This window comes from Methylobacterium sp. yr668 (genome assembly GCF_900116245.1).
In the GTDB taxonomy this organism is placed as follows: domain Bacteria; phylum Pseudomonadota; class Alphaproteobacteria; order Rhizobiales; family Beijerinckiaceae; genus Methylobacterium.
This window is the reverse complement of the sequence record NZ_FOZY01000016.1, coordinates 43888-62884: the sequence shown is the minus strand read 5'-3', so window position 1 is coordinate 62884 and position 18997 is coordinate 43888. Positions and strand designations below refer to the sequence as shown.

Below are 18997 nucleotides of genomic sequence, written 5' to 3'. Positions count from 1 at the left end.
GGAGACGATCTGTCGGACAAGAAAGAATCAGCGTCATTCAGTTGAGTTGGGCACAGACATTTGGTCGACCGGTCAGTGTAGCGACGACCGGAATCGTTCAGCCTATGGCGACGGTGGTGCCGTTCGAATCGCCCTCGCGTTGACCGGCTCGAAGCCGATCGCGAGACGAAGAGACCGTTCTCGAGACGGCCGGTCTGGGGGTTCGCGGCCAAGGGGCGCGGCTAACGATCAGCCCTGCAGGCTGTCGGCGACGTCGTCGGGGATCTGCACCCCACTGTCCGGAAATCGTGACGCTCTCCGCCTCGCCGGTCTCACCGCCGGCCACCACCTTCGGCGCCGCTGCGCCCGGCATCCGGCGTCCGGCATCCGCTTGGCCAGATTCTCGGCCTTCTTCGCCACCCCGCTCCCGGCCTGCGCCGGCGTCCTGTCCGCGGCCGACGGTTCCTCGAAGGCGCGCTGGAACTGCCCCGGTGGCGCGTGCCGAACCCGCCCGCCACCTTCCTGCGGCGTAGCGCGGGCTCGTCAGGGAGGGCACCGGCAAGTTCGCGTTGCGCACCCCGCGTTGCGCGACGCAAGTGAGCGAACTGCCGGTTGCGCACTCACAGGGTGCGCACCGTCCGGCTTCGCGACTGCCTGGGATGGAGAGCGGAAGGCACCTCAGGCCAAGGGTCGACACTGGACAGGCGGCCTCGCACAGCTGAACGTCAAGATTGACGCGGATCATTCTGCGGATCCCGTCGTAACTTCGCTTTCGCCGTTCGACGGGGCAGCGCAAGCGCCGCCGTCGCGCTAGGATGGTTGAACGTCGTGATGAAGCGATCATGAAAGCGGATCGACCGGACGGTGTGAGGCCGCGCCGTGTCCTCTTCCTGGGAGCGACCGGCACTATCGGCCGGGCAACGGTTCGGGCACTGGTCTCGCGCGGCCACGAGGTCGTCTGCCTCATCAGGCGCCCTGCCGAAACCGCAATCCCGTCAGGCGCTACCGCGCGCTTCGTGAATCTGACCGACACGGTGTCGCTGGCGCGCGACGGTGTCCGCGGCGAACGCTTCGACGCCCTGGTGTCGTGCCTCGCCTCGCGCACGGGGCTGCCCGACGATGCCTGGGCGATCGATTACGGCGCGCAGGTCGAGGCCTTGCACGCGGGCCGCACGGCCGGCGTCACGCATGTCGTGCTTCTGTCGGCGATCTGCGTCCAGAAGCCGATCCTCGCTTTTCAGCACGCCAAGCGCGCCTTCGAGGCAGAGCTGATCGCATCGGGGCTCGACTACACGATCGTTCGGCCCACCGCCTTCTTCAAATCGCTCTCGGGACAGATTGAACGCGTGAAACGCGGCAAGCCATTTCTGGTGTTCGGGGACGGGACCTTGACGGCCTGCAAGCCGATCAGCGACGACGACCTTGGCCGCTATCTCGCGGACTGCCTCGACGATGGGGACCGCCGCAATCGCGTTCTGCCGATCGGCGGCCCGGGCGAGGCGATCACGCCACGCGCGCAGGGCGAGCGGCTCTTCGCCCTTCTGGGGCGCGAACCGCGCTTCACGCACATTCCGGTCGTGTCGCTGGACGCGATCGTCGCCGTTCTGACGACGATGGGCCGATGGGTGCCGGCCCTGGCCGCCAAGGCCGAACTCGCGCGGATCGGGCGCTACTACGCGACGGAGTCCATGCTCGTCCTGGACCCGGCGACCGGGCGATACGATGCCCAGGCCACTCCGTCGACAGGATCGGAGACGCTCTTCGACTACTATGCGCGCGTGGTCCGTGGCGAGGCGGTCGCCGAGCGCGGCGACCACGCGGTGTTCTGACGACGCGCGACAGGAGGTGTCGGCATTTCCGGCGGTTTCACTCCGGAGCAGACCGGCATCTTTCGGCCAGCTTCTGCCGCCGCGCATGGCTCTCCCCAACGTCTCAGATGGATGGTTCCCTGCCCGACCGCATCTGGATTGTGGACGCATCGAAGCGGGCGTAGCCGTGGACATCGCTCGAGATCCTCTCGAGGTCGCTCGCTGCATCCGCTTGGCGCACTTGAGACAAGAGCGGTTAACTCCGCGGGTGGAAGATGCAACCACGCCCTCTGCGGTCGTCTCTTCATCATTCCAGCGTTGGCTAACCCGCTCCCATGATCCGCATTCTCGGCAAGGCCAGTTCGATCAATGTTCGCAAGGTGCTTTGGACCTGTGCCGAGATCGGATTGGATTACGATCGCCAGGACTACGGCAGCGGCTTCCAAGCAACGGATACCCCGGAATTTCTGGCTCGCAACCCGAACGGCCTCGTGCCCGTGATTGAAGACGCGGCAGGGGCCTTGTGGGAGTCAAATACGATCTGCCGCTACCTCGCTGCGAGCGCCGCTCGGACGGATCTGCTCCCTGCTGACCCGCGTGGACGCGCTCTGGTTGAACAATGGATGGACTGGCAAGCGACCGAGTTGAACGCGTCTTGGCGGGCGGCTTTCCTCGGCCTCGTTCGTCGTGATCCGGCCTACGCCGATCCAGACCGGATAGTGGCGGGGGTCGAGGCCTGGAACGCGAATATGGGGATCCTTGACCACCATCTCTCCTCAACCGGAGCTTATGTGGCCGGAGGAGCCTTCACGTTGGCGGATGTCGTTCTCGGCTTGTCCGTAAACCGTTGGCGCATGACGCCAATGGAACGCCCGAGCTATCCCGCCGTCTCGGCCTATCATGATCGCCTTCTCGCTCGATCCGGCTACCGAGACCACGGGGCGAATGGGATTCCTTAGTGGGATGCCAACCGCGCCTTCAATCCGAGGTTGCTGGACGATCGATGAGTGGCGGCTTTCGGCAGGCAACGACCGCTCTCCGAACGCCTGGGTTGGGTAGCTTGCGAGTCGGCAACGTGGCGTGGATTCCCGCCGGTCAGCTTCGGCGTCGCAGATCTGTCGGAGCGCACGCCGTCATCCAGCCGCGTCGATATCCCTTCCGGCCCCCGGCGGGTACAGGTCAATGATCGGAACGGCAGAACAAGAACTTCATTAGCGCTCTTGCTTTTTGTGGCGAAGGCTATAGACAGTACCGACGACTAAGATGATAAATCAACAGCCTCCGCGTCGGCGCAAAGCGCCACTCTCGAGTTTAAGAAAGACGTTCTTGGTCGACATCTTACCGGGAGAAGGGAGCAGAATATCTGCTTCGGCCGCCACAGCTCCGTTCATTTATTTGCATCCAAATCCGTTCGATTAAGACTGTGGCCCCAAATGAATACGCGCTCACCCGATAGCAAGAACTCGAGAGGCCACCCGTGACCGAGAGATGGTCTGATTGTTGCTCCGACCGCAGAAGATAGCAATCCGTTTCGTCAGGACATCATCATGCGATATGAACATGGTGTTTCTGTTGTTCTTGCCACGCATAACGGATCGAGATTTATCCGCGAACAGCTTGAAACCCTCGTCGGGCAAACAGTACATCCTCTTGAGATCATCGTTTCCGACGATGCATCTACGGATGACACGCTAGAAATTGTCCGAAATTTCTCTTGCGGCAGCGCAATCGAGTTCAAAATCCATGAGAACGTGCCCGCGCTCGGCTTTCGAAGCAATTTCTTGAGAGCCGCTCGGTTGGCGCGTGGAAAATTCGTCGCCTTCTGCGATCAGGACGATATCTGGGACACGAAGAAGATCGAGTTTTGCTCGCCCTATCTGGACGATCGCAGCGTCTCGATGATCGCCCATACGGCCATCACTATCGACTCCAGCAATCGCGAGCTTGGCGTCTTTCGGCAAGGCATTCATCGTACCGGCCTCAGAAAACCGCTCACCTACGATCCGTGGTTGACGTTCTTCGGATTTTCGATTGTCTTTCGACGAGAACTCTTGGATCTGTGGGATGTCGATGACCGTTTCATCGATTTCATTGTCCCCAGCGAGATGATCGCTCACGACCGGTGGGTAATGTTTCTGGCGCAAGTCGTCGGTCAGACCGTCGAGATCGATGTACCCCTGGTCCGCTATCGGCAGCACGCCCATAATCTGTTCGGACACGGTGAGCGCGAGCGGAGCGCGGGTCGGAGGACGGTAGCTGGGGGCTTGGATCCCTACAGGGAAGCCACGACCGCCATGATCGATATCGTCGAGCGGCTTCCGGAAGCGACGGCTGAGCATTTTCCACTCTTCGATCGGGCAAGGGCGGCCGCTTTCTTTCGCAGCGCGCTTGACCAGCTCGAGAAGCGCGAAGCGATCTATCGAACTGAGACGCGCCTGGAGGCACTCCAGGGCCTGTCGGCACGTGTCGCCGGCGGAACCTATCGGGCGGTTCACAACGGCCGTCCACGATGGCGATCGATCGCGAAAGATCTCAGATTCGCACTCCTTCGTCGTTGACCGCCTTGGCGGGCTTGCAACAGGTCCCGTCGAACGTCTTCATCCACGCCTTTACGACACAGCATCGCCTACCCTTCTGAATTAAGCTTCGGTTTTACCGGACACTGGGTTTAGGCTTGCTATGCCGCCGAGATTTACCGGCGATCGGCGAAAATTTCGCTCCACGACGAGCACTGCGATCGAGCAGGGAGTTTGGGCCAACGCTTCGAACGGTCGTCGCATCATGGTCGAGATGCCGGGTCCCGCCCCGAACAAAGATTGCCGAACCGCCGACGGATGGCCGCTCGCGAACCTTCATACAAACCTCGCCACATGGTCACGCGTTACCGGATGGCTGCGTTGCGCAGCCAGTCGATCAGCATCCCGACGTGTCCCGCCTGGGCCGGATGTCGTGGGTGGACGACCCAGTAGGGGTGCGCGTCGAGGACGGGCCCGAAGGGCTGAACCAGCGTGCCGCTCGCCAGGTCGTCGGCGGTCAGTACGACCGAGACCAGCGCTATGCCCTGACCGGCGATCGTGGCCTGGATGACGTGACCTTCGTCGCTGAAGCGGATGCCCGCACCGCCATCGATATCGGTGATCCCGGCCTTCCGCAGCCAGGCCGGCCAGTTCGGGGTCTCGTCGGTCAGGTCGGGCCACTCGAAGTGCAGCAGGGGGTGGCGGGCCAGATCGCTCTCGGATCGAATGGCGAGACGCGGACTGCAAGCGGGTGCGACCCGGTCGACCACCAGCCTGTGCGCGTCGAGGCCGGGATAGGGACCGGGCCCGTATCGGACGGCGACGTCCACGCCGTCGCGGGCGAAGTCGACCAGGCTGTCGGACGCGTGCAGTCGCAGATCGCAACCGGGATGCGCGGCCCGGAAGTCGGCGAGCCGGGGCACGAGCCACTTCGCCACGAAGGCGGTCGGGGCCGAGAGCGTGAGAACGCCGGCCGCGTGCCGGCCGCGGATCTCATCGATGGCTCGGGCGAACGCGTCGAAACCGTCGCGCAGCACGGGCAGGAGAACGGTGCCCTCGGCGGTCAGCCGGACCCGGCGCGTCTCGCGGTGGAAGAGACGCAGCCCCAGGGTCTGCTCGAGAAGCCGGATCTGATGACTGATGGCGGTCGCCGTGACACCCAGCTCGTCGGCGGCAGCGCGGAAGCTCAGGCGGCGCCCGGCCGCCTCGAAGGCCCGGAGCGCCGCGAGGGGAGGAAGCGATCTCCGCATCGTCATGGCTGAACGTAGCTCATCGGCCTCGTGAGGAGAACGCGTTCGTCATCCCGCAGCCCGGCTGACACAAGGTTGGCCGGTCAGGACGGGAGGCTCTCTTGAAGGCGATGGTGTTGACGAAGTTCGGGGGGCCGGACAGCTTCGAGCTCCGGGAGCTGCCAGACCCTCGGCCGGGACCCCGGCAGGTCCGCGTGGCCGTGCATGCCACGTCGATCAACCCGCTCGACGGCCAGATCCGCCGCGGCGACTACGCCGCTCAGGTCGCGCTGCCGGCCATCATCGGGCACGACGTGTCCGGCGTCGTCGACCAGGTCGGATCCGACGTGACCGAGTTCCGCGCGGGGGATGAGGTCTATTACACGCCGCGGATCTTCGGCGGTCCGGGATCGTACGCTGAGTACCACGTCGCGGATGCCGGCATCGTCGCGCGCAAGCCGGTCAACCTCACCCATTCCGAGGCCGCGAGCGTCAGCCTCGTCGGCGTGACCGTCTGGGAAGGGCTGGTCGAGCGGGCCCGATTGCAGGTCACAGAGACCGTCCTCGTCCACGGCGGTGCCGGGGGCGTCGGGGCGATCGCCGTCCAGGTCGCGAAGGCCATCGGGGCACGGGTCCTGGCGACGGCGCGCGGCAGCGACGTGGCGCGCGTCGAGCGGCTCGGCGCCTCCGCCGTCATCGATTTCGAGCGCGAGGACTATGTAGACGCCGTCGATCGCCTGACCGAGGGCAGGGGCGTCGACGTCGTCCTGGACACGATCGGCCGCGACACGCTCGCGCGCTCCCCGCGCATCCTCCGCGAGGACGGGCGCGTCGTCACCCTGGTCGACACCGCGACGCCTCAGAACCTCATCGACGCTTGGGGCCGGAACGCCACCTACCACTTCGTCTTCTCGCGCCAGGACGGCCGCAAGCTCGACGCCGTGACGCGCCTCCTCGAGCGCGGCCTCGTGGTGCCGCGAGTCGGCCTGGAGTTTCCCCTCGACGAGGTCGCCAGCGCCCACGCGCGCTCCGAGGAGGGTCGGCTCGGAGGCAAGATCGTGCTCCGGGTGAGATCGTGAGGCGGCCAGACCTCGATCGCTGTCCCTGACGTGACACCGGCAGCGTCCGGCGCCGCGAAGGGAAGCGGCTCACCTGAGATCGAACCCGCGGAAACGGTGATGTCGCACCGTGGCAAGCCCGACCGGTCGGCGGGTCGAGCGGCACCCGGAGGCACGCGATCCTGCCGTCGACGACCTCGGTTACGTCCGTTCCGGTGACCGCGACCGGCCCGATCCCGACCCGCCTTCCATCGAAGGGATCCCAGGCGGTGGTGCCCGACGGCTACGTCGACCGGGGTGAACCGGTTGAGGGTCAGGGATCCTCGCGCGACCTGGGCACGACGGATCTTCCCGGCGGGAACCCGACCCGACCGCGAACTTAAAGATCTGAGACGCCGGATACTCGGCCGGTGCCGGTCGAATGCCGACCTACGCGCGCCCGAAGTGACGGAGCACGAGGGGCTCGGTCCGGGTAAGCTTGAGGCCGCGCGGCTGCGAGCGGCCGCTCCGGCCGGCGACGATGGCCAGGCCGACGAGGCCGACCGATCCGGTCAAAGCCACGGCCACACACCACCAGAAGGCGACATCGAGCATGGCTGTCCACGGGGCTCCGGTTGCACCGGAACTGTCGGACCGTACGGTAAACGGAGCGTTAAACGCGCGTTCGACCGAATAGCGTCAGCGCCTGCGGCCCGAGCGCCGTGTACTGCCGAGACATGGGCGCCGAATTCGGGCGCCGGAGAGCGTCGCTGAGCTCTCGGCGCGTCGATCCTACGCCCAATGGATGAAGGCGCGGAACGGAGCGCTGCCGCTACGACCCGAATCCGGTGCGGATGACCTTCAGGGACAGAGATGCAGATCGGGATCGTCGGCTGCGGTTACGTCGCCGACTTCTACATGACGACCCTCGTGAACCACCCCGAACTGCGCCTCGCCGGCGTCTACGACCGGGACCCGGAGCGGCGCGCCGTCTTCTGCCGTCACTACAACGCCCGCGCCTTCGACAGCCTCGAGGCCCTGCTCGCCGAGCCGGAGATCGGCCTCATCCTGAATCTGACCAACCCGCACAGTCACTACGTCGTGACCAAGGCCGCCCTGGAGGCCGGCAAGCACGTCTACTCCGAGAAGCCGCTCGCCATGGAGTACGCCCAGGCCGAAGCGCTGGTGGAACTCGCCGAGGCGAAGGGCCTCTCGCTGAGCGGCGCGCCCGCGAGCATCCTGGGCGAGGCGGGCGCGACCGTGCGGGAGGCCGTCGCGTCCGGCCAGGTCGGGTCGGTCCGGCTCGTCTACGCCGAGTTGGAGGACGGGCCGGTGTTCCAGGAGCCGGTGCATGAATGGCGGAGCGTGACCGGCGCCCCCTGGCCGGCCGAGGACGAGTACCGGGTCGGCTGCACCCTGGAGCACGCCGGCTACTACCTGACCTGGATGAGCCTGATGTTCGGCCCGGTCGAGCGCATGACTGCCTTCGCGTCGCGCCTGTACCCAGACAAGGGCACCGGCCAGCCCCCGGACTCGGTCGCCAACGACTTCTCGACAGCGTGCCTGGAGTTCCGATCCGGCGTCGTCGCGCGGATCACCTGCGGCCTCGTCGCGCCGCAGGACCGCTCCCTGCACATCATCGGCGACCGGGGCGTCCTGACCGTGACCGATTCGTGGGCCAGCCAGGGCCCGGTCTATCTCCGTTCGCCGAGCGGCGAGGCGCCCGGGCGGCTCGGCCGGCTGCTGCACCGGATCCAGCGCTACCTGCCCGGGCGGATCTTCCTCGGTCGGAAGCTGCCGACTCCCCGCTTCGGGGGCAAGCTGCCCAGCTACCCGTCGCAGATGGATTTCGCCCGCGGACCCGCGGCCCAGGCCGCGGCGATCCGGGCGGGCGTTCCGGCGCCGCTCCCGGCGCGGTTCGTGCTGCACATCACCGAGATCGCGCTCGCCATGCAGAATGCCGGCGGCGGCGCCGTGATCCAGCTGAGATCCAGGTTCTAGCCATGGCACAGACCGTCTCGTGGGGCGTCCTCGGCACCGGGGTCATCGCCCAGCGCTTCGTCAGCGACCTTCTCGGGCGACCGGACGCGCGCCTCGCCGCCGTCGGGGCGCGGAGCGCCGGGAGCGCCCAGGCCTTCGCCGCGGCCTTCTCTCAGGCGTCCGGCGCGCCGGCCGCCGTCGCCGGCGTCGAGGCCCTGGCCGCGCGGCCGGATATCGACGTCGTCTACATCGCCACGCCCAACAGCGACCACATGGACAGCGCGCTGGCCTGCATCGAGGCTGGCAAGTCGGTCCTGATCGAGAAGCCGATCGCGCTCTCGGGCGGGCAGGCGCGGCGCATCGCGGAGGCGGCGCGGCGGAAGGGCGTCTTCTGCATGGAGGCGATGTGGATGCGCTTCACGCCCGGCGTCGTGCGGGCCAAGGCGATGCTGGAAGCAGGCGAGATCGGCGATCCCCTGCATCTCGACGCCCGCCTGTTCTTCCCCCGCGCGCCGAACCCGCCCGGACGGACGGACGATCCGGCCGAAGGCGGGGTGATCCTCGATCTCGGGGTCTACCCCGTGTCGCTGGCGCTCCACCTGTTCGGCGCACCCACCGAGGTCTCGGGCTTCGGCCTCGATCGGGGCGGTGCGGCGGCGCAGCAGGCCGCGCTCGCGCTCGGCTGGAACGCCAGGACCGCGACCCTGAGCTGCGGCTCGACCGGAGAGGCCGACAACGCCGCCGTGATCGTCGGCACGCGCGGCCGCATCCATCTGCACCGGCAGTTCCTGTGCCCGCCCTTCCTCACGCGCGTGCGCACCGCGGCCGCGCCGGCGCCCGCCGACCGTGCCCCGCCGCGCCGCCAAGCCGTCGGCCGACTGGCCTTCGCGAAACGCCTCCTGCAGCCGCTGGACTTCCGCCGCGTCGCGCTGATCCCGACGCCGTACCTCGGGTTCGGACTGCGGCATCAGATCGACGAGGTGCATCGCTGCCTGCTCGCCGGCGCCCGCGAGAGCCCGATCATGCCACTCGCGGACAGCATCCGCACCCTCGACATCCTCGATCGCGTCCGCGCCCGGCCGCAGCCGCTGGAGGCCGTCGCCTAGGAGGGGCGTCCGGACCGGGCACCCGTCCCGAGCGGATGATCCGTCCGGGCAGGTCGCGGCGCCGTTCCCGGCGGTCGAGGTCAGGTCGTCTTCGTCGCCTTGGCGGGAGGCAGCCTGCGCAGAATCCGCGCGATATGCGCGCGCAGGGCCGACGTCTCGGATCCCGGCCCGGCCTGCCCGGCGGGTTCGGCTGGCTCCTGGAGGGTGACGAGAAGGTCGGTCATCGACGAGGGCGCTGTGATGGGAGACCGACTCTACCGTCGAGCCTGGCCGGTGAATACATCATTTCATAGATTTTCTCGACCGGGACTTAAAGTGTTTAGGCCGGCGATAGACGCGGCCCGATGTCGGAAACAGGGGTGTGTGTCCCGCCGGCCGCGACATTCGCGCCGGTGAATTGCATCGCCGATGTCTTGATGGAGACCCGCGGGCGCAGTCCCACCACAATGCCGGCCGCATCACATATCCGTCACCGTCCGCCACGACGATCGGAGGCCTCGGTACTTTACCACCCCTTCGACCGATCTCCGATGTATCGTCGCGCACGGCGACTGAGAGGCTGCCGTAGCCGGCGAAGACAGGCGCAGGAGGGAAACCGTCTGTGCGCTGCGTGACGGATACAGTTGACCATTGCGGTTTCACCGTCCCTGGGCGTACAACCAACAGCCAAGCCATGCGTCCAGTGCAACTAGGAATTGCGCAACTTATTGGTGCGCTAAGCAGTTTTCGGTTGTGTTTTTCTCCGCGACTCTGGGTAAGTGCCACTCATCCAGCATGCTGAAGGTTTCCGTTCGATGTCGTCCTCCCCGAAGCCCAAGTCCGCCACCGAGACCGATCGCTCGATCGGCGGCCGCATCGCGGCGCTCCGCGTGGCACAGGGCCTGAGCCAGACCGATCTCGGTCAGGCCATCGGCGTCAGCTTCCAGCAGGTTCAGAAGTACGAGAAGGGGCGCAACCGCATCGGCGCAGGGCGTCTTCAGGCCATTGCCGACCTGCTGAGGGTGCCGGTGGACACGTTCTTCGCGGATCCGCGGGACAACGGCGGCGGACGCGTCGGACCCGCGGCCCTGTTCGAGGATCCGAAGGTCATGGAACTCGTCCTGGCCTTCACCAGCATCACCGACGAGACGACCCGCGGCGGGATCCTGTCGATCGTCAAGGCCGCCGCCACCCTCCAGGAGAGCCGCGCGGCCGCGCAGCGTCCGGACGCCGTCGACGAGGCGTGACGGCGCGGCCCTGTCCATCTCTTCCCGCGACGGGACATACCGGCGCCCCCGAGCCGCGCGCAGCGTGGCGGCGCGATTTAATCCAAATTAAACCAAGACAAAGACCCGTAAAGATGTAGAGAAGCTGCCGCGTCCGGAGCTGATCTACAGCGCGTGAGCGGACGGCATGCTTCGCTCTGACGTTGGAAACCGGGTCCTGACCATGCCGATCGAGACGTCGAGAGCCTGGGGCCGCGGCGAACTGTACGAGACCCTGTGCCTCCTCGTGATCGGCGTCGGGATCTGGTTCGTCGGCGTCACGCTCGGGACCTTCGCGTATCTGAACAGCGTCGTCGCCACCTACAACCTCACGGACCTGCTGCTGCTCGCCGCCTGCATGGGCGTGGCGCAGTGGGGCGCCAGCATCCGCAAATCGATCATCCTCCGGCGGCTCATGCTCGAGCGCGCCGCCGCCGCCGCGCAGGCCGAGGCGATTGCCCGGCACGACGGGTTGACCGGCCTGGCGAACCGTCGCCGCTTCATCGACGCCGTGGAGCGGGCGCACGCGCCGGGCGCCGCGGACGCGGCGGTGCTCCTCATCGACCTCGACCGGTTCAAGCCGGTCAACGACCTCTACGGCCACGCGGCCGGGAACGCGGTCCTGTGCGCCGTGGCCGAGCGTCTCCAGCAGCTCGTGCCGTCGGGCGGCCTGGCGGCCCGTCTGGGCGGCGACGAGTTCGCCATGCTGGTCCCGCTCCGCTACGAGAGCGAGGCGCTGCGGCGCCTCGCCCAGGCGGTCATCGCGCGCATCGCCGAGCCGGTGACGTGGAGCCAGAACGACCTGAAGGTCGGGGCCACGGTCGGCGTCGCCGCGGTGTCGGCCGAGCACGGGGACGCCGACGCGATCCTGCACGCGGCCGACCTCGCCATGTACCAGGGCAAGAAGGACGGGCGCGGCAATGTCCGCTTCTTCCGCAGCGCCATGGACGCGGAGCTGCGCGCCCGCGCCCGGATGGAGACGGAACTTCGCCTCGCCATCGAGACGGGCGCGATCGAGCCCTTCTACCAGCCGGTGGTGTCGCTCCCCGAGAAGGAGATCGTCGGGGTCGAGGTCCTGGCGCGCTGGCGCCACCCGACGCGCGGGGTGGTGGGCCCGAGCGAGTTCATCCCGGTGGCCGAGGAGACCGGGATGATCGCGGATCTCAGCTACAGCCTGATCCGCCGCGCCTGCCTGGATGCCCGGGCCTGGCCGCCGCACCTGATCCTCGCGGTGAACATCGCCCCGCAGCAGTTCCAGGACGCGTGGCTCGCCCAGCGCATCCTCGGGATCCTGACCGAGACCGGCTTCCCGCCGCAGCGCCTGGAGGTCGAGATCACCGAGAGCGCCCTGATTCAGGACTTGGAGGCGACCCGGACGACCCTGCTGTCGCTGCGCGAACTCGGCGTGCGCATCGCGCTGGACGATTTCGGAACCGGCTATTCCAGCCTGTACCACCTGCGCGAACTGAAGTTCGACAAGCTGAAGATCGACCGCAGCTACGTCGACGCCATCACGATGAGCGACGAGCGGGCGAAGCTCGTCGACGCCATCATCAAGCTCGGGGCGAGCCTCGGCCTCTCCACCACCGCCGAGGGGATCGAGACCGACGCCAGCCTCGACTGGCTCTCCGAGCAGGGCTGCCATTTCGGCCAGGGCTACCTGTTCGGCCACGCCATGCCGAAGGCCGAGATGGACGGCGTGCTCGCCGCCGCGCGATCCCCGGCCCTGTTCCAGGATCTCGCGCGGGCCTCGTGAGGCGCGGGACGCCGCCCGCGCGGCCGCATCACGTCGGTCAGCGCGGCGCCCTGTAGGCGGAGCCGTCGGCGGCTTCGAGCGGGTGCTCCACGAACCGGCCCGTCTCCGGCACCGCGACCCGGTCGAAGTCCGCCGCCAGGGCGTCGAGGGCGCGGCGCATCTCGGCGCCCTCGAGCGGCCGGCCGTGTCCGGTGATAACCCGCTCCGGGGCGAGCGCGGCGAGCGCCCGCACCGACGCGCGCGCCGCCGGCCAGTCGATCGTCAGGTACATCGGCGGCCCGTGCAGCTCCGGCGCCTGCGTCGCGACCGCGTAGGCGGATTCCTGCGCCGTGGTGATGAAGGCGTCGCCCGCGATCAGCGTCCGGTCGGATTCGCGCCAGAGCGAGACGTGGCCCGGCGCGTGGCCGGGCGTGTGGATCCAGCGCCAGCCGGGCAGGGGCGGCACCGAACCGTCCTCCGGCAGGAGGCGGAGCCGCCCGGAGACGTTGACCGGGCTCGTCGGGAACAGCGGCGACAGGCGGCCGAGGAGTCCGCCGCCGACGCTCGGATCCGGCGTCGGGTAGGCGGCGCTGCCGTCGAGATAGGGCCGCTCCAGGGCGTGCGCGTAGACCGGGACGTCCCAGTCCTCCGCGAGGTCCTCCAGGACGCCGACATGGTCGAAATGGCCGTGGGTCAGGACGATCGCGGCCGGCCGGGCGCCTTCGCCGAAGCGGGCCCGGGCCGCGGCCTCGATCCCGCGCTTCGCGCCCATCACGCCGGCGTCGATCAGGACCCAGCCCCGGTCGCCCGCGCCGGGGGGCCCCACGAACACCACGTTGACCAGGACGTGGCGCTGATAGGCGACGTCGTCGGCGATGGCGTGGGTGGCGTCGTTCCGCTCGGCGTCGCGGCGGGGATCGTCGGCCCGGGCCTGCGGGTCGACGGGGATCTGCTGGGCCATCTGGGGCGGCTCCCGTGCACGGTCGCGGAGGGGACGGTCGGGCCCGCGGCCCGAGTGTCCCGGCGCCGGATGGCGCGAGCGCCCGTACCCTGGCCAACCGGCCGCTCCCAGGCGTGTTCCTGACGTCGTCGCCTCTCCAGGTCCGGCCCCGCACGGGGCGCCGCGGCCTCACGCCTGTCGACACGGACCCCATATTGGCGGCATCGATACCGGCCACCCCGACGCGCCGTCGCAGGTCACAGCATGGCACCGAGCCCTCTCGCCCTCATCGCCTCCGTCGCCCTCGTCGCCGTGATCGCCACCGGCACCGGGGCGATCGTCCTCCAGCAGGGATCGCGGTTCAGCCATTCCCGGAAGGTCGGCGGCCCGTTCACGATGGCGGATCTCGACGGCCGCCCGGTGACCCAGGCCGATCTCAGCGGCAAGCCGTCCGTCCTGTTCTTCGGCTTCACCCACTGCCCGGACGTCTGCCCGACCACGCTCGCGACCCTGGCGTCGGCCCTCGGCCGGATGGGCCGCGACGCGGACCGCCTCAACGTCGTCTTCGTCACCCTCGACCCGGAGCGGGACACGCCCGACACCCTGCGGGCGTACCTGGCCTCGTTCGACCCGCGGATCCGCGGCTTCGTCGGCACGCCGCAGCAGGTCGCCCGCATGGCCGACGCCTACCACGTCGCCTACAAGCGCGTGCCGACCAAGGACGGCGACTACACGATGGAGCATTCCGCCACCGTGGCGCTGTTCGACAGGACCGGCCGCATGGTCGGCGAGATCGGCTACGGCGAGGACGAGGCCAACACCTTCGCGAAGCTGATCACCCTGGCGCTGCCGGGGCAGTGCCCGCCGGGGGGCGGCGCCAACCTCTGGACGACCGACGGCAGCACCGGCAACTGCGGTCCGCGGAGCTGAGCCGCGGCCGGAAAATTGCGCCGCCGCGCCGGCGTGGCTAGAGGGCGGCGCGGGTCGCGAGGCCCGACCGAATCCGGGGGTTCCAGCTTGATCACGCGCCGCGTCCTGACCGCCATCGGGCTCCTCGCCCTCGCGCCGTATCCCGGCCTCGCCCGGGCCGCCGGCGGCGGGCCGCGCCTCGCACCGCCCGAGCCCATGGACCTCGACCGGCTGAAGGATCTCGCCCGGACGCTGCGGGACCGGCCCTACGCGCCGCCCCCGGAGGCGCCCGCCTCGGCGGCCCTCGACGCCCTGACCTACGGGCCGCTCCAGGAGATCCGCTACCCGCCGGGCCACGCCCTGTTCGCCGACAGCCCGTACCCGGTGACCTTCTTCCACCTCGGCAACTTCTTCCGCCATCCCGTGAAGGTCTACGCCCTGGAGGGCGGGCAGGCCCGCGAGGTGCTCTACAGCCACGACCTGTTCACCTACCCGCCGGGCAACCCTGCCAAGGACGTTCCGGACGGGGCGGGCTTCGCGGGGTTCCGGTTCCAGAAGGCGCCCGCCGGGCAGCCGGGCGACGACGGCGACTGGCTGGCCTTCCTGGGCGCGTCGTACTTCCGCGCCGCCGGGGACGGAGCCCAGTACGGGGCCTCGGCCCGGGGCATCGCGATCGACACGGCGCCCGGGCCCGGGAAGACCGAGGAATTCCCGGTCTTCACGCGCTTCTACGTCAGCCCGGCCGCGGACGGCGCCGTGACCGTGCTGGCGCTCCTCGAGGGCCGGAGCCTCACCGGCGCCTACCGGTTCGTCGCCCGGAAGGAGCCGCACGTCGTCATCGACGTCGCCTGCACGGTCTACATGCGCAAGGCGGTCGAGCGGTTCGGCATGGCGCCCCTGACCTCGATGCTGTGGTACTCGGAGGGCATGAGCCGCTTCCTCGCGAGCGACTGGCGGCCCGAGGTGCACGATTCCGACGGGCTGCTGATGCAGACCGGCGCCGACGAGCTGATCTGGCGGCCGCTCAACAACCCGCCCCGCCTCAGCGTCAGCGCCTTCGCCGACCGGTCGCCGAAGGGCTTCGGCCTGCTCCAGCGCGACCGCGCCTACGAGAACTACATCGACGACGGCTTCGAGGAGAACCGTCCCGACATCTGGGTCGAGCCGCAGGGCGACTGGGGCCGCGGCAGCGTCCAGCTCGTGGAGATCCCGACCCATCAGGAGACCGACGACAACATCGTCGCTCTCTGGGTGCCGGACGACGCGCCGCAGGCCGGGTCGGACCGCAGCTTCGCCTACCGGCTGCGCTGGACCGTCAAGGAGCCGGTCGCCACCGACCTCGCCCGGTGCGTCGCGACCCGGGCCACCAAGGCCGCGTGGCTCGCGGATGCCGACAGACGCCCGGGCCGGGCCAACCTCGTGCGGCAGTTCGTGCTGGAATTCGAGGGCGCGGCCCTGTCGGGCCTCGATCCCGAGAAGGCCACGGTCGCGCTCACCCTGTCGCGCGGCAGCGTGGAGGAAGTCGGCGCCACCTGGGCGCCCTACGGCAAGCCGAGCCCCTGGCGGGTCTTTCTCAAGGTCTACGCCGAGGGTCCGGATCCGGTGGAGATGCGTCTGCAGCTGAGATCCGGGGATCGGCTGCTGTCCGAGACCTGGGCCTACCAGTACTACCCGCAGGCACCCGGCACGGTGCTGTGAGCGGCGCCGCCGCCGGATCTCGGGTCACCCGGACAGGTCCGGCGCCGGGCGGGCGCGACCCGGCCCGGCCCATCGTCGCATCGGAGACTGCCATGACCGGCGAGACACCGCACGGCCCGCACCTCCCGGAGGCGCTGACGCGGCTCCTCAAGGCACCCCGGGCGGCGATCTGGCCGACACCGGAGGACCGGAACCGCCTGCGCCCCGGCCGGTCGCGACCGCGGCAGCCGAGCCGCGCCGTCCTGGGTGTCTGGATCTGGGCGATCCTCTACAACGTTCTCGGCTTCGCGATCCTCGCGGCCCTGTGGTGGACGATGCGCTGACCCGATGAGCCGACACGCCCTGATCCCCGGCCGAGCGATTCTCGCGGCAATCCTCCTGCTCGGCCTCGCCCCCTCCGCGGCGCAGAGCCCGGGGGACGCGCTCAACGCCGACGACGGCACCGGGGCGGTCAAAGTCTGCTCGCCCGTGGCGATGCCGCGCTGGCGGTCCATGACCCCGGTGCCGAAGACCTGGACCTTCCTGGACTGCATGGGCTTCGCGGGCGAGATGGGCGCGACCCACTTCCAGCTCGGCTGCCTCTTCGCCAACGTCACGCCCCACGCCCAAAAATACGCCTGGGGCGCGATGGTGCCGATCGAGAAGTCGGCCATGGCCAAGGCGCAGCCGCCGATCCCCAATTGCGGCTGGTAGGGCCCGCGCTCAGCCGTCGGAGGGCTGCCAGTCCAGGTCGAGGGTGAGGCGGGCGCGGAAGACCGTGCTGCCGGTCGCGTCGCGGACCCGCGCCTCCAGCACCAGGCCGGCATCTCCGGGGGCCGGCCGGTCCGCCCGGACGCGGAGCCGGTCATGCACGGCCTCGATCAGGGCCTCGGTCGCCGACAGGCACGCCTCGTGACGATCGGCGAAGGGCAGCCCCTCCTCGTCGAGGGACAGGCCGCGGTCGTCGGTGAAATCGGTGAAGTAGCGCATGGCGCAGAACCTCACGGCCAGCTGAGGAGCGTGCGCCGCGACCTGAGCGGTGTCGTTAACCTGTGTGTGGGCGCCGCACGGCCTCGCGCGACGGGCCGCCGGATCCTCGCGCCGCAGCGACCGCGCGGAGAACGCGGCCGCGCGGGCCGCGATCCACCCGCCCTCAGAAAAATGTATGAGTGTGGACAGACGCCGCGGGTGCGGCCGGACTGATCCGGCCCCGAACCCTCTGCACGAAAGTACGATATGGCCGGCGCGGTCCGCCCGGTACCCGTCGGTGCGCGAGCTGCCGCAGCCGCCCTCGCTCGGGTTGCCCTCGCTCGGGCTGCCCTTGCGCGGGCCGCCCGTCTGGGCGGACACTCGGCGGCCGGTAACCCGCGCGGCGTGGTTCGCGCCGATCCGACACGCCGCTCATGCCCGCGACGCCGTTCCCGATGGCGCGGCACGCGGTCTTCGGCGGGCGCCCCGAAGGCCCCGCTGGCCGATCCTCGAAGGGGATGTCACCTGCCCCGCTTCTTCCTCAACGTCCGGCGGCACGGCACGCTGATCGCCGATCGGGAGGGCGACGAGCTGCCCGATCGGACGGCGGCCGAGCACCTCGCGCGCGACATCCTGCGCGAGATGCGCCGCCTGCCGCACGTCTACGGCGCGCCGCGCGGCTGGCGCGCCGACACCTTCGTGATCACCGACGAGGCCGGCGCGGTGGTGGCCGAAGTCCCCTACGCCAGCGTGCTCTGAGGCCGCCGCAGCGGGCCGATCAGGCGCTCGTACTCGGCCTCGGCCGGGCCGTAGGTCTGGCCGGCGGCCTCCTCCAGGCGCGTGCGGCTGAGGACCCGGATGCGGCCGCGCCGGGCGCGGATCAGGCCGGCGCCCTCCAGGGTGTGGATCGCGACCGTGACGGTCGGGCGGCGCACGCCGAGCATGATCGACAGGAACTCGTGCGTCACCGACAGGTCGTCGCCGTCCTGACGGTCGTGGTACATGAGGAGCCACCGCGCGAGCCGCTCCTCGGCGGGCGCGCCCGCGTTGGCGATCGCGGTCTGGGCAACTTGGACCAGGAAGGTCTGGACGTAGCGCAGCAGCAGGTTGCGCATCGACGGGCTGGATTTCAGGGCGTCGCGCAGGGCCGGCACGGAGATCCGGCGCCCTCGGCCGGCGACCTGCATGAAAATCTGGTACGGGATCGTGTCGGTTCCGAGCAGCAGCGCCGGTGCGGCCATGCCGTCGCGTCCGAACAGGCCGACCTCGATCCGGCCGCCCTCGGCGAGGGTCGACACCACCGAGCACAGGCCGGTGTCGATGAAGACCGCGTGCGGGATCGCGGCGGCCGGCTCGACGAGCACTTTGCCGAGGGGCAGGTCGATCGCCTCCAGATGAGGCCCGAGCAGTGCGCCATCCGCCTCGGATAGGGCAGCCAGAAGGCGGTTCTGATGCGGCATCGGCAAACGCGTACGCAGAAATCGACCTCCGCGCAGCAGCTCTCGTGCGGGAACCGCGGCGCACCCCCGAGCCATGCTCGGATCAACACGGAATAGCGAGCGGATATTGCATCTAGCGGGGGAAGCGTCTGCAACCAGACAAAGCTTTGCCGGCGGATTTCGGATGTCCTGGCAAATGCGCGCGGATGATTGCGCAAACCTTCCTTTAAGATCTGCCCTCAGACTGCCGGGCGGCGGATCGGGATGTGACTGGAACGCTGCGCGTCCCGGAGCGCCGTGCACTTGCCAACAGCGGCGTGCACGGTCGCGCTTTGACGCGCGGGTCGGATCGCGTTACAGAAAGTGCGACGGAGCAAGCAAGAACCATGCCGTGAGCAGCGTGGCTCCGGCTGGCGAACCGCGCCGGAA

19 protein-coding genes and 1 pseudogene are annotated in these 18997 nt (G+C 69.1%); 13 read left to right on the top strand and 7 right to left on the bottom strand.

Annotated features, from left to right (window positions below; genetic code table 11):
- Nucleotides 1-228: 228 nt before the first annotated feature.
- Nucleotides 229-432: pseudogene (locus tag BM419_RS32915) on the bottom strand (hypothetical protein); the annotation flags it as partial.
- A 389-nt stretch (nt 433-821) separates the two neighbouring features.
- Between BM419_RS32915 and BM419_RS19585 the strand changes: the two are divergent.
- The 3 genes from BM419_RS19585 (at nt 822) to BM419_RS19575 (ending at nt 4345) form a co-directional block, all read left to right on the top strand.
- Nucleotides 822-1808, top strand: coding sequence for an NAD(P)H-binding protein (locus BM419_RS19585; RefSeq protein WP_091927420.1), 987 nt, complete (start codon nt 822-824; stop codon nt 1806-1808).
- 314 nt (nt 1809-2122) lie between these two features.
- On the top strand, nt 2123-2746 hold the full coding sequence (locus BM419_RS19580) for a glutathione S-transferase family protein (RefSeq protein ID WP_091676605.1): 624 nt from the start codon (nt 2123-2125) through the stop codon (nt 2744-2746).
- A gap of 588 nt (nt 2747-3334) precedes the next feature.
- Nucleotides 3335-4345, top strand: a complete 1011-nt coding sequence (locus tag BM419_RS19575; protein ID WP_091927419.1) for a glycosyltransferase — start codon at nt 3335-3337, stop codon at nt 4343-4345.
- A gap of 323 nt (nt 4346-4668) precedes the next feature.
- Here the strand turns inward: BM419_RS19575 and gcvA are convergent, their stop codons facing one another.
- Nucleotides 4669-5559 carry a transcriptional regulator GcvA gene (gene gcvA, locus BM419_RS19570; RefSeq protein ID WP_091927418.1) on the bottom strand — a complete coding sequence of 297 codons (891 nt, stop codon included), beginning with the start codon at nt 5557-5559 and terminating at the stop codon, nt 4669-4671.
- Nucleotides 5560-5654: 95 nt separating this feature from the next.
- Here gcvA and BM419_RS19565 point away from each other — a divergent pair, with 95 nt between their 5' ends.
- On the top strand, nt 5655-6611 hold the full coding sequence (locus tag BM419_RS19565) for a zinc-dependent alcohol dehydrogenase family protein (RefSeq protein WP_020095033.1): 957 nt from the start codon (nt 5655-5657) through the stop codon (nt 6609-6611).
- A gap of 408 nt (nt 6612-7019) precedes the next feature.
- On the opposite strand, the gene BM419_RS32445 is transcribed toward BM419_RS19565, so the two are convergent.
- Nucleotides 7020-7184 (bottom strand): hypothetical protein, encoded by a 165-nt coding sequence (locus BM419_RS32445; RefSeq protein ID WP_020095034.1) that lies wholly within the window; start codon nt 7182-7184, stop codon nt 7020-7022.
- Between the two features lie 258 nt (nt 7185-7442).
- Here BM419_RS32445 and BM419_RS19560 point away from each other — a divergent pair, with 258 nt between their 5' ends.
- Both BM419_RS19560 and BM419_RS19555 read left to right on the top strand, forming a co-directional pair.
- On the top strand, nt 7443-8570 hold the full coding sequence (locus BM419_RS19560) for a Gfo/Idh/MocA family protein (protein WP_020095035.1): 1128 nt from the start codon (nt 7443-7445) through the stop codon (nt 8568-8570).
- A gap of 2 nt (nt 8571-8572) precedes the next feature.
- Nucleotides 8573-9655 carry a Gfo/Idh/MocA family protein gene (locus BM419_RS19555; RefSeq protein WP_091927417.1) on the top strand — a complete coding sequence of 361 codons (1083 nt, stop codon included), beginning with the start codon at nt 8573-8575 and terminating at the stop codon, nt 9653-9655.
- A gap of 80 nt (nt 9656-9735) precedes the next feature.
- Here BM419_RS19555 and BM419_RS32440 read toward each other — a convergent pair whose 3' ends face one another.
- The gene (locus BM419_RS32440; RefSeq protein ID WP_020095037.1) at nt 9736-9879 is read right to left on the bottom strand and encodes a hypothetical protein; all 144 of its coding nucleotides are present in this window, start codon (nt 9877-9879) and stop codon (nt 9736-9738) included.
- Between the two features lie 570 nt (nt 9880-10449).
- On the opposite strand from BM419_RS32440, the gene BM419_RS19550 reads away from it, so the two are divergent.
- Both BM419_RS19550 and BM419_RS19545 read left to right on the top strand, forming a co-directional pair.
- A complete protein-coding gene (locus BM419_RS19550) occupies nt 10450-10881 on the top strand; it encodes a helix-turn-helix domain-containing protein (protein ID WP_056527784.1) in 432 nt (143 codons plus the stop codon).
- 166 nt (nt 10882-11047) lie between these two features.
- A complete protein-coding gene (locus tag BM419_RS19545) occupies nt 11048-12655 on the top strand; it encodes a putative bifunctional diguanylate cyclase/phosphodiesterase (RefSeq protein WP_244540801.1) in 1608 nt (535 codons plus the stop codon).
- Between the two features lie 37 nt (nt 12656-12692).
- Here BM419_RS19545 and BM419_RS19540 read toward each other — a convergent pair whose 3' ends face one another.
- Complete coding sequence (locus BM419_RS19540; protein ID WP_091927415.1) at nt 12693-13595, bottom strand: MBL fold metallo-hydrolase; 903 nt, start codon at nt 13593-13595, stop codon at nt 12693-12695.
- A 243-nt stretch (nt 13596-13838) separates the two neighbouring features.
- On the opposite strand from BM419_RS19540, the gene BM419_RS19535 reads away from it, so the two are divergent.
- The 4 genes from BM419_RS19535 (at nt 13839) to BM419_RS19520 (ending at nt 16874) form a co-directional block, all read left to right on the top strand.
- Complete coding sequence (locus BM419_RS19535) at nt 13839-14504, top strand: SCO family protein (RefSeq protein WP_091927414.1); 666 nt, start codon at nt 13839-13841, stop codon at nt 14502-14504.
- A gap of 87 nt (nt 14505-14591) precedes the next feature.
- Nucleotides 14592-16181: an OpgD/OpgG family glucan biosynthesis protein gene (locus tag BM419_RS19530; protein ID WP_091927413.1), complete on the top strand. Its 1590-nt coding sequence runs from the start codon at nt 14592-14594 to the stop codon at nt 16179-16181.
- Nucleotides 16182-16273: 92 nt separating this feature from the next.
- Nucleotides 16274-16504, top strand: coding sequence for a hypothetical protein (locus BM419_RS19525; RefSeq protein WP_056527769.1), 231 nt, complete (start codon nt 16274-16276; stop codon nt 16502-16504).
- A gap of 4 nt (nt 16505-16508) precedes the next feature.
- Nucleotides 16509-16874 (top strand): hypothetical protein, encoded by a 366-nt coding sequence (locus BM419_RS19520; protein ID WP_091927412.1) that lies wholly within the window; start codon nt 16509-16511, stop codon nt 16872-16874.
- Between the two features lie 9 nt (nt 16875-16883).
- On the opposite strand, the gene BM419_RS19515 is transcribed toward BM419_RS19520, so the two are convergent.
- The gene (locus tag BM419_RS19515; protein ID WP_020095045.1) at nt 16884-17150 is read right to left on the bottom strand and encodes a DUF6894 family protein; all 267 of its coding nucleotides are present in this window, start codon (nt 17148-17150) and stop codon (nt 16884-16886) included.
- 246 nt (nt 17151-17396) lie between these two features.
- Here BM419_RS19515 and BM419_RS19510 point away from each other — a divergent pair, with 246 nt between their 5' ends.
- The gene (locus BM419_RS19510; protein ID WP_139257079.1) at nt 17397-17888 is read left to right on the top strand and encodes a DUF6894 family protein; all 492 of its coding nucleotides are present in this window, start codon (nt 17397-17399) and stop codon (nt 17886-17888) included.
- Here BM419_RS19510 and BM419_RS19505 read toward each other — a convergent pair.
- Complete coding sequence (locus BM419_RS19505; RefSeq protein WP_020095047.1) at nt 17870-18589, bottom strand: Crp/Fnr family transcriptional regulator; 720 nt, start codon at nt 18587-18589, stop codon at nt 17870-17872. The genes BM419_RS19510 and BM419_RS19505 overlap by 19 nt on opposite strands.
- Nucleotides 18590-18997 lie beyond the last annotated feature (408 nt).